General features: G+C 48.2%; 14 protein-coding genes. 1 reads left to right on the top strand and 13 read right to left on the bottom strand.

Translation table 11 applies throughout. The annotated features are described in order from the left end of the window. Nucleotides 1-289 precede the first annotated feature (289 nt). On the top strand, nt 290-745 hold the full coding sequence (locus THEAE_RS21925) for a helix-turn-helix domain-containing protein (RefSeq protein ID WP_052329800.1): 456 nt from the start codon (nt 290-292) through the stop codon (nt 743-745). A gap of 248 nt (nt 746-993) precedes the next feature. Here the strand turns inward: THEAE_RS21925 and THEAE_RS20180 are convergent, their stop codons facing one another. The 13 genes from THEAE_RS20180 to sigG all read right to left on the bottom strand — a co-directional run bounded on the left by THEAE_RS20180 (nt 994) and on the right by sigG (nt 14,822). Continuing rightward, the gene (locus THEAE_RS20180) at nt 994-2,496 is read right to left on the bottom strand and encodes a sensor histidine kinase (protein ID WP_051430794.1); all 1,503 of its coding nucleotides are present in this window, start codon (nt 2,494-2,496) and stop codon (nt 994-996) included. Nucleotide 2,497: 1 nt separating this feature from the next. After that, entirely contained in the window at nt 2,498-3,169 is a 672-nt protein-coding gene (locus THEAE_RS0106335) for a response regulator transcription factor (RefSeq protein ID WP_005587436.1), read from the bottom strand. A gap of 303 nt (nt 3,170-3,472) precedes the next feature. Then, nucleotides 3,473-6,247, bottom strand: a complete 2,775-nt coding sequence (gene ileS, locus THEAE_RS0106325; RefSeq protein WP_028986884.1) for an isoleucine--tRNA ligase — start codon at nt 6,245-6,247, stop codon at nt 3,473-3,475. A gap of 609 nt (nt 6,248-6,856) precedes the next feature. Continuing rightward, nucleotides 6,857-8,338: a glycosyltransferase family 39 protein gene (locus THEAE_RS0106315; protein WP_028986882.1), complete on the bottom strand. Its 1,482-nt coding sequence runs from the start codon at nt 8,336-8,338 to the stop codon at nt 6,857-6,859. Between the two features lie 271 nt (nt 8,339-8,609). Further along, the gene (locus tag THEAE_RS0106310) at nt 8,610-9,659 is read right to left on the bottom strand and encodes a hypothetical protein (protein WP_028986881.1); all 1,050 of its coding nucleotides are present in this window, start codon (nt 9,657-9,659) and stop codon (nt 8,610-8,612) included. A 161-nt stretch (nt 9,660-9,820) separates the two neighbouring features. Then, nucleotides 9,821-9,970 carry a response regulator transcription factor gene (locus THEAE_RS22455; RefSeq protein ID WP_084213455.1) on the bottom strand — a complete coding sequence of 50 codons (150 nt, stop codon included), beginning with the start codon at nt 9,968-9,970 and terminating at the stop codon, nt 9,821-9,823. A gap of 271 nt (nt 9,971-10,241) precedes the next feature. Beyond that, complete coding sequence (locus THEAE_RS0106295) at nt 10,242-10,715, bottom strand: DivIVA domain-containing protein (RefSeq protein WP_005582506.1); 474 nt, start codon at nt 10,713-10,715, stop codon at nt 10,242-10,244. Between the two features lie 91 nt (nt 10,716-10,806). Further along, nucleotides 10,807-11,592 carry a YlmH family RNA-binding protein gene (locus THEAE_RS0106290; protein ID WP_028986879.1) on the bottom strand — a complete coding sequence of 262 codons (786 nt, stop codon included), beginning with the start codon at nt 11,590-11,592 and terminating at the stop codon, nt 10,807-10,809. Next, entirely contained in the window at nt 11,564-11,998 is a 435-nt protein-coding gene (locus THEAE_RS0106285) for a cell division protein SepF (RefSeq protein ID WP_342665752.1), read from the bottom strand. The genes THEAE_RS0106290 and THEAE_RS0106285 overlap by 29 nt, the downstream gene beginning before the upstream one ends. A gap of 87 nt (nt 11,999-12,085) precedes the next feature. Further along, the gene (locus THEAE_RS0106280) at nt 12,086-12,772 is read right to left on the bottom strand and encodes a YggS family pyridoxal phosphate-dependent enzyme (protein ID WP_028986878.1); all 687 of its coding nucleotides are present in this window, start codon (nt 12,770-12,772) and stop codon (nt 12,086-12,088) included. Then, nucleotides 12,769-13,590, bottom strand: a complete 822-nt coding sequence (gene pgeF / locus THEAE_RS0106275; RefSeq protein ID WP_028986877.1) for a peptidoglycan editing factor PgeF — start codon at nt 13,588-13,590, stop codon at nt 12,769-12,771. The genes THEAE_RS0106280 and pgeF overlap by 4 nt, the downstream gene beginning before the upstream one ends. Nucleotides 13,591-13,641: 51 nt before the next feature. Further along, nucleotides 13,642-13,953, bottom strand: coding sequence for a YlmC/YmxH family sporulation protein (locus THEAE_RS20175; RefSeq protein WP_005582513.1), 312 nt, complete (start codon nt 13,951-13,953; stop codon nt 13,642-13,644). 92 nt (nt 13,954-14,045) lie between these two features. Then, on the bottom strand, nt 14,046-14,822 hold the full coding sequence (gene sigG / locus THEAE_RS0106265) for an RNA polymerase sporulation sigma factor SigG (protein WP_028986876.1): 777 nt from the start codon (nt 14,820-14,822) through the stop codon (nt 14,046-14,048). Between the last annotated feature and the right edge of the window lie 84 nt (nt 14,823-14,906).

The following is a 14,906-nucleotide window of genomic DNA, read 5'->3' as shown; positions in this document are numbered from 1 at the left end:
GTCGTCGGATAACCTCGGTCTTTCGGCGCAGGATCGCCCCCTTCTTCCATTTCCCACGTTTTATCCCCGGCTCTAAGGTGTGGTAGAATTACTATGATATACATCCATCTTTGTTTAAGTATACCACCCCTTCTATCATAATACTACATTTGTTGTATGTCAAGATAAAAATACTACAAATGTTTGTCCGACAAAAAATCGTAACAAACCAGAATAACTTGCGGTTCTTTTGAGAACAGTATGCCTGTATTTATACAACAATCGTTAAATAAGTGGGAGGCGTACACGGTTGGAGGGTTTCGGAACGAGGTTAAAGTCAGCCATAAAAAAAACGGGACTTACCCAAAAGAGCGCGGCGGAGAAGCTGAACATCTCAACCCAGGCATTGACCAATTACATCTCGAAAAATCGCATTCCGGAAGCCATGATCCTTTATCGGATCGCAAAACTGTGTTCCGTTACGATGGAATGGCTTTTAACCGGGGAAGATCCAACAAGCGTTGAAAAACCTGGGAGAACGGAGGAAAAAGGGGAGATTAACCTGGGGAACATTCATCTCCTGCCTGAGGAAACCAAGGTCCTCCATAAGTTCCGGCAGTTGTCCAGAGATAAACAAATCAAAGTAGAGGGGATCATCGAAGGGTTGCTGATCTGCCAGGAATGCGAATCCCGACAAGAAGGGGAAAAGGTCGTGAAGCGCAAATCAAAAAGAGAGCGAGGGAGAAATGCCCCCAACAAAAAGTAACCCGCGCTGCCCCAGACCATTCCTAAAGTGACTTCTGCAAAAATCTTGTTCGAATACACCCCTTTCTTACGAATTGGGTTTCTTACGAATTGGGTTTCTTACGAATTAGGTTCATTTGATTCACTCTCTTCTCTTTTATTTTGTCCGCTTTGATCCGAACCTGGGGGATGAACATTCGGTTCATTCGTGATTAATTTCACAATCCCTAAAATCCTCCTGGTTCTCCAGCTTTATTTTATTCAGACACCCTATGTCGAAGGAGGATGTAAATGCCCACCGTCGATATACGGGGAAGGAGATGGAGATAGAGGCAGCAAAACGGTAAACGTAGTCCCCTCTCCTTCTTTGCTCTCCACCCGAATCTCTCCATCATGAGCCTCGACGATCCATTTGGCGATGGAAAGCCCCAATCCCGCTCCTCCTTGTTCCCGGGAGCGCACCTTGTCCACCCGATAAAAGCGGTCAAAAATACGGGGGAGCTTTTCTGCAGGAATGCCGATGCCCGTATCCCTCACCTGGATAACGACCTTCTTTCGCCCGGTTCTTCCGCTTTCTTCCATTTGGAGATGAACCTTTCCTTGCTTAGGCGTGTATTTCACAGCATTATCCAGAAGGATGGTGAGAAGCTGCCGCATTCTTTCTTCATCGGCATAGAGAAACAGTGATTCGGGACCTTGGAAATCCAAGACGATCTCCTTCTGCTTCGCCATGGATTGGAACGTACGGATGACCGATCGTCCCATCTCCGCCAGGTTAAAATCGGTTTTTTCCAACTGAATGGCATCGGAATCGGCTCGGGCCAGGGTTAAAAGATCCTGGGTTAACCGCCCCATTCGGCGGGTCTCATCTTTCATATCCTGTAAAATCTGGTGAGAGAAAGAAGAAAACTTCTCCCCCTCTTCTGCCTCGATCACATCCAGGGAAGCTTGTAAGACACTCAAAGGGGAGCGCAGCTCATGGGAAGCATCCGCCACGAATTCCCGTTGCCGTTGAAAGGACTGATGGATCGGGCGCATGGCCCTTCCCGCCATAAACTGTCCCAGGATGTAGGAGATCAGGAGAAAGAGGAGGCTGAGTCCCCCCAGAAGAACCATCAGTCGGTCCAAGGCATTCTTCTCCGGCGTAATATCCACCCCGGCATAGACGAGGCCGAGAGGCTTTCCCTCCTGTATCACTTCTCTGCCTCCCACGAGAAAATGGAGGGTCGCTCCTTCTCCTGTCGTAAAATCCATCAACCGGTATTCCTCTTCTCTTGGAACCCAGCCATTCAGTTTTTGAAAAATCTCTTTCCTCAGCTCATGGAGCGACTCGTCCCCATGGAGAAAACGCCCCTCCTCAGAGAAAAGATAATAGAAGCTGTTCGACGGGGTGGAGAGCCGGATCTCATCGCCGTTAATCAGGCGAAGTTCCCGATGATCCTCTCCCTTGAGAGTGCCATCGCCCGAGATACTTCCTTCCCGTTCATCAACATCCTCATTTTCCTTTTCCTCCCCCTTTACTCCCGTTACGGTTCCCTTCCCATTGGAGATTCCCTTCCCCACGCCATGGTCGGACTTCCCTTTTGCGTCGGTGACGAATAATTCCGAATGGTCCCCCAATTCATTCCTCACCAGCCCCATCACCTGGACATAACGATCATGGTAGAGGAAATAGGAGAAGGAGAAATAGGTAATCCCCATAAAAGCGAGGAGGAAAATCATGAGCAGAAAGGTAAATAATAAGGTTAAACGATGACGAAGTCGACGGAACACCTTAAACCTCCAATTTATATCCGATTCCTCGGATGCTGTGAATGATTCGCTTTCCATCCGGATCCTCGATCTTCTTCCGCAGGAGCTTCACCGTTGCATCCAAAATATTGCTTGTCACATCGGCATCATATCCCCAAATCCTGTCCCAGATCAGCTCCCGGGGGAGGACCTGCCCCGGATTCCGCATAAAAAGCTCCATCAACTGAAACTCCCGCAGGGTGAGGGGGATCTCCCTCCCCTCTCTGATCAACGTACGAGTCACCGTATTGAGAAGGAGATTTCCCGCCTTCACCTGATCTTCCTTAAACGGGGTAAAACTCCTCCTCCCGAGCGCCCGGATGCGTGCGAAGAGCTCTGGAAATTCAAAGGGTTTTACCAAATAATCGTCGGCGCCGGTATTTAACCCTTTTACCCGATCCTCCACCTCATCCTTCGCCGTCAACATGAGAACCCCTCCCTGGAATCCCTCTTCACGGAGGCGGTGTAGGACCTCAATGCCGCTCATCTTCGGCAGCATCCAATCGAGGATAAGAAGATCAAACTCACCAACCATCGCTTCCTGATATGCTTCTTGTCCCTCATGTACCCAGGTTACCTGATGCCCCTCTTTCTCCAACATATGCCGGACCAAACGCCCGAGCCGAAGATCATCCTCTGCCAGTAGCAGCTTCACCTAAGATTCACTCCCTTAAACCCCATTGATCTTTTTATCCTCATCCTAATCATACATAAAAAAATGAAAAAAAGCTGAAAAGAGTTGGAAAATATGCTTAACCAAGAGGATCCATGTATACAAAAAAGCAGAACAATCTTAAAATCGTTGAGACGAAGGTCTTTCCGCCTCTCGCGATAAAAAGGATAACAAAAAAGAAGGAGCGGCAGGTCGGTCCCTACCGCTCCGACGAATCATTCGATTCTTGAAACATACTTCTTCAGGAGATTCTCCATTATTTTTATGTCGGGTTATACAGTTTTGTTATTCCGCGTGGGCGGCGATTTCCTCGACGATGTGGGCGCAGCGGGCGCAGAGGGTGGGGTGTTTCTCATCCTGCCCCACATCAAGGGTGATGTTCCAGCAGCGTTCACACTTCTCCCCTTCCGCTTCCTTAACTTCGACGGCAAGAACTCCCTCTTCAGTCGCCTTCGCTAAAGAGGTTTCCCCTTCTTCATGAACGGTTACCCGGGAGACGATGAAGAGTTCCGCCAGGTTGGGGAATTCCTTCAAGACCTTCTCCGTTTTCCCATCGGGATAGAGGTGAACATGGGCCCCCAGGGAGTTCCCGATCACCTTCTCTTTCCTCGCCTCCTCCAGAGCCTTCAGGACCTGATCCCGGATTTCCAGGAATCTCTCCCATTTTTCCTCGAGGCGAGAATCTTTCAGCCTTTCATCCACCTCCGGGAAATCGGTCAATTGTACACTCTCCTCCTTCTCCCCGGGGATGTACTTCCATACTTCCTCGGCGGTGTGGGGAAGGATGGGAGCGATCAGGCGAACCAAGGCGAGGAGGGTCTCATACATCACCGTCTGGCCGGAACGGCGGCGGACGTCATCCGGCGCATTCACATAGAGACGGTCCTTCGAGACGTCCAAGTAAAAGGCGCTTAAATCAACGGCGCAGAAGGTGTGAATTGCGGTATACGCCGAATGGAACTGGTAGGTCTCATATCCTTTTCGCACCCGGGCGATCACCTGCTGCAGCTTGGATAGCATATACCGGTCCATCTCCTCCATCTTCTCCACGGAAACCCGATCCTTCGCCGGATTAAAATCATACAAGTTGCCGAGGAGGAAGCGGAAGGTGTTCCGGATCTTCCGGTATACTTCGGCAATTTGGCTCAAGATGGCGTCGGAGATCCTCACATCGGCGGTATAATCGACGGAAGCGACCCAGAGGCGGAGGATGTCGGCGCCGAGGCGGTCCATGATCTTCAGGGGATCCACCACATTCCCCAAGGATTTGGACATCTTCCGCCCCTCTCCATCCATCACCATCCCGCAACCGATCACACCCTTATAGGGGGCTTTCCCAAAGAGGGCGACCGAGGTGCTTAAGGAGGAGTTAAACCAACCCCGGTACTGATCCGACCCTTCCAGGTAAATGTCGGCCGGCCAGGTGAGTTCCTCCCGGGTGCGGAGAACCGCATAGTGGGAAGAACCGGAGTCGAACCAGACATCCATCGTATCCGTCTCCTTGCGGAATGTGTCTCCTCCACACTTGGGGCAGGTGAAGCCTTCGGGGAGGAGTTCCTTCTCCTCTTTGGCGAACCAGGCGTTGGAGCCTTCCCTGCGGAAGAGTTCGGAAATATGGGCGATGGTCTCATCGGTGATGACCGGCTCATTGCAGGTGGTGCAATAGAGGATGGGGATGGGAAGACCCCAAACCCTCTGCCGAGAGATGCACCAATCCCCCCGGTCACGAATCATGTTGGAGATGCGCACCTCACCCCAGGAAGGGAGCCATTTCACTTTTTTAATCTCTTCCAACATCTGCTGCCGAAACCCATCGATGGAGGCGAACCATTGCTCCGTCGCTCGATAGATAACCGGTTTCTTTGTCCGCCAATCGTGGGGGTATTGATGGGTGATAAATCCCAGGTGGAGGAGGTGGCCCGTCTCCTCCAGCATGGCCGTCACTTTCTTATTCGCCTCTTCATAAAACATCCCCTCAAACCCTGGGGCTTCGGCGGTAAACTTTCCTTTCTCATCCACCGGAGAGAGGATGGGCAGGCCATACTTTAAACCCACATGGTAGTCATCTTCCCCGTGTCCGGGCGCGGTGTGAACGGCTCCGGTACCCGCATCGAGGGTGACATGTTCCCCGAGGAGAACGAGAGAAGTGCGATCGTAGAAGGGATGCCGGCAGAGGATTCCTTCCAATTCCTCTCCCTTAAACCGTTTCACCGGTTCTACCTGTTTCAGGCCGACCGTCTTGGCGAAAGAATCGAGCAGTTCCGCCGCAACCAGCAAACGCCCCTTTTCAGTCCGGATGAGAGTATACATATATTCCGGATGGAGAGCAATCCCTAAGTTGGCGGGAATGGTCCAGGGTGTGGTGGTCCAGATCACGATGGATTCTCCCTGCTCCAACTTTCCCTTCCCATCCACCACATCAAACTTCACATAGATGGAGGGGGAGCGCTTCTCCTTATACTCGATCTCCGCATCGGCGAGCGCCGTCTCGGCGGAGGGGGACCAGTAAATCACCTTCAACCCTTTATAGATATATCCTTTCTTCGCCATCTCCCCGAAAACCTTCACCTGCTCCGCCTCGTATTCGGGGGTTAAGGTGACATAGGGATGCTCCCAATCTCCCCGGACACCGAGGCGCTTAAATTGGCTCGTCTGCCGCTTAATGTAGGACAGGGCCCAATCTCGGCATAATTCCCGGAATTTCACCTCTCCCACCGAATGGCGGTCCACCTTCTCTTTCGTGATCACCCCATGTTCGATGGGCATTCCGTGGGTATCGAAACCGGGGACGTAGGGAGCGTCATACCCCATCATAGAACGGGAGCGGACGATAATATCCTTCAACACTTTATTTAAGGCATGGCCCACATGAATATCCCCATTGGCATAGGGAGGGCCATCGTGCAGGATGAATTTGGGTCGCCCCTTTAGGCGTTCTTCCACCTTCTCATAGATCTTCATCTCATCCCATTCCGCCTGGATCTTCGGCTCCAGGGCGGGGAGGTTCCCCCGCATGGGAAAGTCGGTCTTGGGTAGGTTTAATGTTTTGCTGTAATCCAACAGAATCCCTCCACTTTTTCTTAAGAGAAAATAAAAAAACTTCCCATCCCCTAGGGACGAGAAGGATCTCGCGGTACCACCCTAGTAAACCTCTCCTTCTCCCCTCTTCGTGGAAAGCACCACCCCGAACGGCGCCATCATTCCGGGCCTTTTGCCCAGCCGCTTTTCCCCTCCTCCCGCAATCGATAAACTCAGGGAAAACTGATCGCCCAGCCGGCCTCATGGTGATCGCCATATGGCCGAAGCCGGGAAATAGGGGCTTTAAAGAGAAAGAGATCGGTTCACTTCTTATGAAGGAAATAACGGCCTTCCGCCGGTCCCGCCTACTTCTTCGCTCCCTTTCGAGGCATACGGTTCGGGGGACAGCTCCCAGGGGATCTTCGCAAGAATTTCCCTCACCGGGCTTCCACTTTCCCCGGCTCGCTGGAAGGGTCCTTCTCCTACTCTCCTGCTCATCGCTTTCGCTTTCATGATCTTTCGTCATCTTCGATTTTCTTTTATTTTATTCATTTCTTCCGAGTTGGTCAAGGAAAAAGTGGGAATCCCAGCCACCGCTCCAGTCCTGAAACAAACTGAATGAATTCATCCTCACCCAGGACGATCAACTGATCATCCACTTTTATTCATGAGGTATCGATCAGGCAAACAAATTTCCTTTTCTTCGCTTATTTTCACCAATCCGTATGCGGATAAGATGAGAAGTAATATTATGGCCGGGTAATGGTAACGGGATTGAACCTCCAAAAAAGAATAGGCAACCACATGAATCCAAAAAACAAGGAGAATGGGGAGCCCATAAAAGTTTATCTCCTTCAGGGCAAAAAGAGAGCCGAACAAGGCAAAAAAGAGAACGGCGATATAATAACACTGGGAGAGGACGATTAGGGAAAGTTTATGATGAACGAGTTTGTTGCTTATCTTATTCGGGTGGGAAATATCATGCAAACTCCACCCCGCTCCATAGGAATCATCCCCCCACATGATCGCATATTTCTTTTCTAAAAGCCGCATAAAATTGAGCGGACTTGACAAAACACGATGGATTGCCCGTTTTTGGGCCTCATGATGCACGGTGTCGAAGTCGTAATGAAACTCCTCCAGAATTCTTGCATCTTCGTCATTGTAGACTCCGTTGCTTTTTACGTTGGTTCCCACCAGGAGATTATACCCCGAAGAACTTTTAAACATGTTAATTCCGGTCAGTTGGTAAGCGATGTAACAAAATATCCCAAAAAAGAGAAGGAACACAACCGTCATAAAGGAGACCACTTTAATTCCGTGCAGAATACGCCTGCGCCATCCCGGTTGCGTAGAAAGAAATAGGATGCTCAAAAAGAAAATGGGAATCAACATAAGCGCGATGGGCCGGATGAACTGCGATATGGAGAGAAACAAGGCGGATAAAGCAAAATAAATCGCTTTAAGGGAGCGCATTTGCTTTTTTATGGCTAAAATATAGAAGTAAAGACTGAAAAGAAAGAAGAATATGAATATATGCTCCGACGCAATCACGGAATTGTACATGATTTGTGACGGCCAAAGTGAAAACAACAAGGCTGCGATTTGCCCCACTTTTTTTTGAAAAATCTCATTCCCGATCAAATAAAGCAGAACAGCCGATAAGAATGAAAAGAAAAGATTTAGGATCCTGGCCGTAAGCAGGCTCCCTCCGAAAATTTTATAGAAGAAAGAAAGAAGGAGAGGGAAACCGATCCGGTGGGGGAATACAAGAACCGTTTTATCCCAGAGATGAAATTTGCCCAAGCTAGCGTTCAAAGCATATTGGTGGTATAGATCAAAATCAGAAAACGGCTTTGTATCAACGAACATGATCCATAAGGCTCTGGGAAGGAGAACGGCGATCATCAACAGGATCATAAATAACACATCGTTGACTGATCGATTCCATAAAAATCGAACGCTCAAGACCAGCGAGAAGATCACGAAAAAAGATGCAATGCTGATGAGGTAGGCAGGGTAGTTTACCAAGCCCGGGGTCCTGACAAAAATCGCAAGAAGCAACGCATACAACAGCAGGACTACCGTCACAAACATGGAACTTTTATATAGATTAGCCGCGATCTTCTTCATCGTCTCATTCCTTTGCAACCGACAAGTCTAATTAGATGTATTGGTTAGAACTTGTTGAACAAATGAATCGTAACATACCAAAACTTGACGTGGAGTTTCAATGAGCATGATCGCGCTAGATTTTTACAATGTATTCAGGCAATATCATGTTCATCTCACCACATCAAGTTTTCTGAAAAACAGAAATCATTCTCAAACTTTGTTTTTTTGCGAATAGACATTTTTGATAGAAAAAGAAAAGGTATTAGTAAGCATTGGGAATGTATTTTCCTTATAATTCAGGAAAGCCGTAAAAAGACCTAATTAGGTTTGTGATTTCCCTTTGATACGAACTATTTTTTGCGCCACAATAATAACTAAAAAGATAATTATTTTTATTAAAGCCTGGAATAGGATTGGTTATATTATTAAAATAATTAAGATAATCTTGGTACCTACTTTGATAAACACTTGGATTAGTAAAGTATTGAGAATCCACCTCCATCTGACATCCTATTTGTGTTGAGGATGTTTTTGTAACAACAGTTACACCATCCCTCCAACATACATATCCCTTCCTGATGCTTTCTCTTACACCGTTAAGATTAGCTGTCAAATTACCCTGAAAATAATGAGCTGGTTGAATCAGTACAACATTAAAAATGTTGGTTGTGTTAGCTACGTAACCTATATCCTTTATTATAGTAGCCTCATAGTAATTATATCCATAATAAGGACACCACATGAATTGCTTTGCATTGTAAGTATTTCCATTAATCACTTTTGATGATTTAACGTAATTTGATAAATCATTCATCAATTTGATCTGTTTATTCCCAAATAATGCGCCATTAATTAAATTATTGTAATCAACATCTTCCCCAAGACCATCACCATTTGTATCCGTAACATTAATTATTCTTTCATAATTCATATAGATGCCATTTACATATGTGTTCCAGACAGAAGCTGTTAGCGCTGTTCTTAAACTATCAATATACCCCTGCAGTTTCGTAAGTTCATTTGAAAAATTAGTACTTCTAGTAATATTCAATGAAGGAGTAGCAATCCATACCCTATTGTTAGAGCTAATATTAATGATTCGATTTACCAATTCTTTAATACCCTCATAATTCGAATTATTTGGTGTAGAGATGAGTGGTGTGAAAGGTCCTTCTTTATATACACTATATCCTCCCACATTAATAACAAACTCGCTTACACCATAATTACTGATATCTGTAGCACTATATTTTTCATAATAATAAGGCGCACCTGCAGCTTGCCCTACGTAGAGAAAGACCAATTTTTTGGTAGAAGTATTAGTAATACCTACCTCCATCTTTTTCCCCTCCTAACAATTTAATTAATTTACAGTTAAGATTATCCACCTCCAAGAAATATTATAATATTTACCAATTTCAATGTCAATAGTTTTTGCATTTCATTTTTTATGAACATTCAAGAGATAAACAACGGTTAAACACTTATCACCGCTCTCTCTTAAATCCAACCTTTTTCCCTGGAGATATGTACCGCTTCCATTCGATTTTTAGCCCCCACTTTCTGAATCGCGATGGATAGGTAATTCCGGACCGTTCCTTCCGAGAGAAAGAGGCGTTTGGCGATCTCATGGATACCCAGGCCTTTCATGCTGAGACTTCCTCCACAATAGGATCGCCTGTCACCATTTTCGTATGACAAATGTCACAAAGGGTACGACAAGTGAAGAGGATATCATTCGGATCATAAACGACTCCCATCAGCAAAAAAAGGGATCAACACGGAAACGAACGTGGGTCCCCTTTTTTCCCGGTTCATCATTCGGTGAACCACTTCAAATCGATGATTATTTTACGATCGGATATTTGGTCCCGTTCATCCAATCCAAGATAAAAGGAGCCTGATGCCGATGCTGGGTCCTTTATTCCTTCTCCAGATCGGAGAGCTCATCCCAATCGTTCGATTGCAACATCTCCAGCTGGGCTTCCAGAAGGGTGCGGAAGCGGTTGCGGTAGACGGTAGCCCGTTTCTTCAATTCATCGATTTCGATGCTGATCTTCCTCGATTTGGCCAGGGCCTCATTGATGATGCGATCCGCATTTTTTTCCGCTTCTTTGATGATCAGCTCCGCCTCTTTCCGGGCGTTTTGCTTTACCTCTTCCGCGGTGCTTTGCGCCACGATGATCGACTTGCTTAAGGTTTCCTCCAAATTTTCAAAATGCCCCAGCTTTTCTTCCAGCATGCGGACCTTCTCTTCCAAACTCTTATGGTCCCGAATCAAAGCTTCATAATCTTTTATCACCTGATCCAGGAATTCGTTCACTTCATCTACATTATACCCCCGAAAAGAATAGGAAAACTCCTTGTTATGTATATCAAGCGGTGTGAGCGGCATCGGGATTCTTCCTCCTCATCTCTCTTCATTCATTCTTCTTTCTTCGACAAAAGAATGCTCCATTCCTTCTTATCGGTCAAAGGTTTTCATTTCATGAATCCGGTATTCCCACTCGTAAGAGGATATTTCCTTTCTTCGTTCTGCCCATCTCCTCCAACAGATAAAATCGCCCATACCCCCGGACGGAGAGGAGATCTCCTACTTTCACTTCCTCATCCGGCTTCACCGCCACCCGATGGTTCCGTTTCACCTTCCCTCCCTTAATCCATTCGGAGGTTTTCGCCCGGGAAAGGGGGAGCATTTCCGCCAGGACGGCATCAAGACGCATGGAAGAGGTGGTAATTCTCCGTTCTTCCAACTTTACCGTGGGCAACTCCCATTCCCCTTTCTCCTTTCGTTCCACCACAACCGGTACCCTTCCCACCTCCGTCAACTGGAGAGAAACGTAATCTGCCATCTCCTCAGCGAGCACGAGCATAGCTCCTTCTTCCACAGTCCAGAGATCGCCAAACTTTTCCCGCTTAATCCCTACATGAAGGAGGGCTCCCAAGTAATCCCGGTGTTCCAGGGAGTAAAAGCGGCCCCTCGGACGAATGTGCAAAAAACCAATATGAAACTCTTCCTCTTCGGGGGGATTTTCCCCTTCCGGAAGGAGGAGAGTTCGTTTCCGTTCCGCCCCTTCATAGCCACCGTTTTCAAAGAGGGCAATTCCCCCGCGGTGCATGGCCAGGTTCCGGAGAATCTCCATCTGGCGGGGGTCGAGAAAATCGGTCAGCTTCTTTAGTCCCTTCTCTTCTACAAAGGAGATCCATTCCCCCGCCTTTTCGATGAAAGGGGCTTCTTCCGGCCTAAAATGTTGTAAAAGGTTCTTCTCCATTTCCTTCCGTCCATTCCGAGATGTTTCCCTGCACCTCTACATTATCCGGGGCACATAAATAGATATCCTTCCCCACCTTCTGGATGCTGCCGTCCAATGCATAAACGGTTCCCCCCAAAAAATCGATCATGCGGCGGGCATGATCATCCCGCATCCGATGGAGGTTGATGATGACCGCCTTCCGGGCTCTTAAGTGATCGGCGATCTCCTGAACCTCGTTAAAGGAACGGGGTTCCACCAGCACCATCTTGCTGTTTCCCCTCACATGTTGGAGGCTTACCACATTCCCTTTATGTCTCCCTTTGGAACGAGGCGGAACCTCCTCCCCTTCCAATTCCTCTTCGTTCAGCGCCTCTTCCACTTCCTTCTCGTCGGCCAAACCGAGATAGCTTAAAACCCGATTCATCATGGGATCTTCCTCCGTTTCTTCGATTTCAGCTAGATTTCATCTATTCGATCGCCCTTTTTTCATCTTCTCATTCGAACGCCATCTTTACCGCCCCACCAGAGCCGTTCCGATCCGAAGATGAGTCGCCCCCTCTTCCACCGCGATCTCATAATCGTTGGACATCCCCATGGAGAGAAAATGCGGGGAGATCCTCTCCAACCCCAGATCCAAAAGTTCCTGCTGCAATTCCCGCAAGCGGCGGAATACGGGGCGGATGATCGCTTCTTCACGGGTATTGGGCGCCATGGTCATTAGCCCCACCACCCGGATATTCCCGATATCCCTCACCCGACGGGCGAAAGAGAGAAGCTCGCCCGGCGCGACACCCGATTTGCTTTCCTCTCCGGATACGTTCACCTGGATAAAGCAATTTGGAATTTTTCCCAATCGCTCCGCCTCCTTCCCCAACCCTTCGGCGAGGGAGGAGCGGTCGAGCGAGTGAATAAAGGCGAAAGCGGGGAGGACTTCCTTTATCTTATTGGTTTGCAAATGGCCGATAAAATGCCAGGTAATCGCCGGATCCGATAATTCCTCCATCTTCTCCTTTGCATCCTTTGTGCGACTTTCCCCGAAATGGGTAAGGCCTGCCGAATAAGCTTCCCGCATTCGCTCCACACCCACATATTTCGTCACTGCGATCATTTGAATCTCTGTTGGATTCCTTCCAGCCTTAGCGCTAGCCTGTGCGATACGCCCCTTAATCTCCTGAAGATTCTCTGCGATGGGCCTCATGCTCTCCCCTCTTTCAAACCGATGAACGCAGCCATTCTTCCTGTCTTACCCTTCTCCTTTCGATGGGAAAAGAGGAGATCAGTGCGGCAAGAAGTACAGATATGGGTTACTTCGATATTCTCTCTTCGAATTCCTTCTTTTTCAAACAAAATTTGATTCATTTTGCGCAAATCGAGGCGAAAAAAGCCTTTCCCTTCCGGAATGGAAACTTCCTCCCATTCTTCAGGCAAAACCTCCCGTACCCCCTCCATCACCGGCTCATCCACCTGGTAACAGCAAGGGCCGATGGAGGGGCCGATGGCAGCCCATATCTCCCCACGGCGCGTACCATAATTTTTCTCCATCTTTTCCACCATCTCTTGCCCGATATTCCGGACGGTTCCCCTCCAACCTGCATGGGCGATTCCGATCACCATACGTCCCGGATCGAAAAAGAATAAAGGGACGCAATCGGCGAAAAAGAGGGTGAGAAGCGTCTCCGAAAGTGATGTGAGGAGTCCGTCCGCCTTTTCGATGGAGGAGAGGTAAGAAGTGGCTCCCGCTCCCCGTGTTTTTTCATCAACCCTTGCGACCTGCCTTCCATGGGGTTGTAGGGCACAGGTCATCGACGACAAAGGAAAATCCACGAGACGAGCAAGGGCGGTCCGGTTCTTCACCACCCCTGCCGCATTTTCGGTTACATGAAAGGCCAAATTCCCCTCCTCTTCCGCACCGGGAAGATGCCGGGAAGTAACCCCCGCGGTGAGGGAGGGATACTTTTTCATCCATGGGGTTATCCAGAAGATCCCCTTCTTCTCATCATAGGTAAAAGGCTCCATGCCAACTCCCCTCCCTGTTTCCCCATTATACCGCAAAAAAAGGAAGGGAAGCTACTTTCCCTTCCCGGAAGGAAGTTCACGGCGATACGGCACTTCATCATAGGTGTACTCAGGATCCACCGAAGCCTTCTCCTCTACGCGTACCAAAATCACATCAACGCCTATTTTTACGATTTGGTTCCAAGGAATGACGATATCGCTCCCTGAAGAGAGGAAACCGAGAAGCCTGCCTGAACCGGGTATCACCAACGCTTTGACCCGCCCCTGCGTCAGGTCAAGCTCTAAATCGCTGATCCTGCCCAAACGCTTACCGTTTGTAATATTGATGACATCCTTTGATTGAAAATCGGAAATCTTGATCATCCGTACTCACCCAAGTCCCAGAATACTATAGTATATGTGGGGAGATGGGAATTGATGAAAAGGCCGGAACACAGATCTGTCTCCCAAAAGGTTCACTTTACATACTTTTGCATTTGGGCAAGGGCGGCCTTCTCCAAGCGGGACACCTGCGCTTGGGAAATGCCGATCTCCTCCGCCACCTCCATCTGGGTTTTCCCCTCAAAGAAACGCAATGAAACGATCATCTTCTCACGCTCATTTAATTTTTTGATCGCCTCCTGCAGCGCGATTTCATCCGCCCAAAAATAATCCCGGTTCTTCTCGTCACTCAGTTGATCCATCACATAGATCGGATCTCCGCCGTCGTGATAAATCGGTTCAAAGAGGGAGACCGGATCCTGAATCGCATCCAGCGCAAAAACCACATCCTCCTTAGGGACATTTAAGGATTCCGAGATCTGCTCAATGGTCGGCTCCTCTGAATTTTGATTGGTTAACTGGTCCCTGACCTGAAGGGCTTTGTAAGCGATATCCCGAAGCGAGCGGGAGACGCGAATCGGATTGTTATCCCTGAGGTAACGGCGGATTTCCCCGATAATCATAGGAACGGCGTAAGTGGAAAACTTCACGTTTTGACTTAGATCAAAATTATCAATCGCTTTCATAAGTCCTATACATCCCACTTGAAAAAGGTCATCAACATGCTCTCCCCTGTTGTTAAACCGCTGAATGACGGATAGCACTAGACGAAGATTTCCATTGATCAGGGTTTCCCGGGCAGAACGAGCGCCGGACTGCAACTGCATAAAAAGCTCCCTCATCTCCTTATTCGTTAAGACGGGAAGCTTTGACGTATCTACTCCGCATATTTCCACTTTATTCCTAGCCAAATCGGTTCCCTCCCAAGGGTCACTTTCCCAGTATGGAAAGTTGGATCTAAGGTGCCTATATGAAGTATCCCCTGGGGAGGAAAA

The organism is Thermicanus aegyptius DSM 12793 (assembly GCF_000510645.1).
In the GTDB taxonomy this organism is placed as follows: Bacteria; Bacillota; Bacilli; order Thermicanales; family Thermicanaceae; genus Thermicanus; species Thermicanus aegyptius.
This window is presented reverse-complemented; position numbering and strand designations above follow the sequence as displayed.

Bases quoted from the DNA above. Each gene is read 5' to 3' on its own strand.
- THEAE_RS0106315 (WP_028986882.1), bottom strand. From the start codon at position 8,338: ATGAAGAAGATCGCGGCTAATCTATATAAAAGTTCCATGTTTGTGACG.
- THEAE_RS0106310 (WP_028986881.1), bottom strand. From the start codon at position 9,659: ATGGAGGTAGGTATTACTAATACTTCTACCAAAAAATTGGTCTTTCTC.
- THEAE_RS22455 (WP_084213455.1), bottom strand. From the start codon at position 9,970: ATGAAAGGCCTGGGTATCCATGAGATCGCCAAACGCCTCTTTCTCTCG.
- THEAE_RS0106295 (WP_005582506.1), bottom strand. From the start codon at position 10,715: ATGCCGCTCACACCGCTTGATATACATAACAAGGAGTTTTCCTATTCT.
- THEAE_RS0106290 (WP_028986879.1), bottom strand. From the start codon at position 11,592: ATGGAGAAGAACCTTTTACAACATTTTAGGCCGGAAGAAGCCCCTTTC.
- THEAE_RS0106285 (WP_342665752.1), bottom strand. From the start codon at position 11,998: ATGAATCGGGTTTTAAGCTATCTCGGTTTGGCCGACGAGAAGGAAGTG.
- THEAE_RS0106280 (WP_028986878.1), bottom strand. From the start codon at position 12,772: ATGAGGCCCATCGCAGAGAATCTTCAGGAGATTAAGGGGCGTATCGCA.
- pgeF (WP_028986877.1), bottom strand. From the start codon at position 13,590: ATGGAGCCTTTTACCTATGATGAGAAGAAGGGGATCTTCTGGATAACC.
- THEAE_RS20175 (WP_005582513.1), bottom strand. From the start codon at position 13,953: ATGATCAAGATTTCCGATTTTCAATCAAAGGATGTCATCAATATTACA.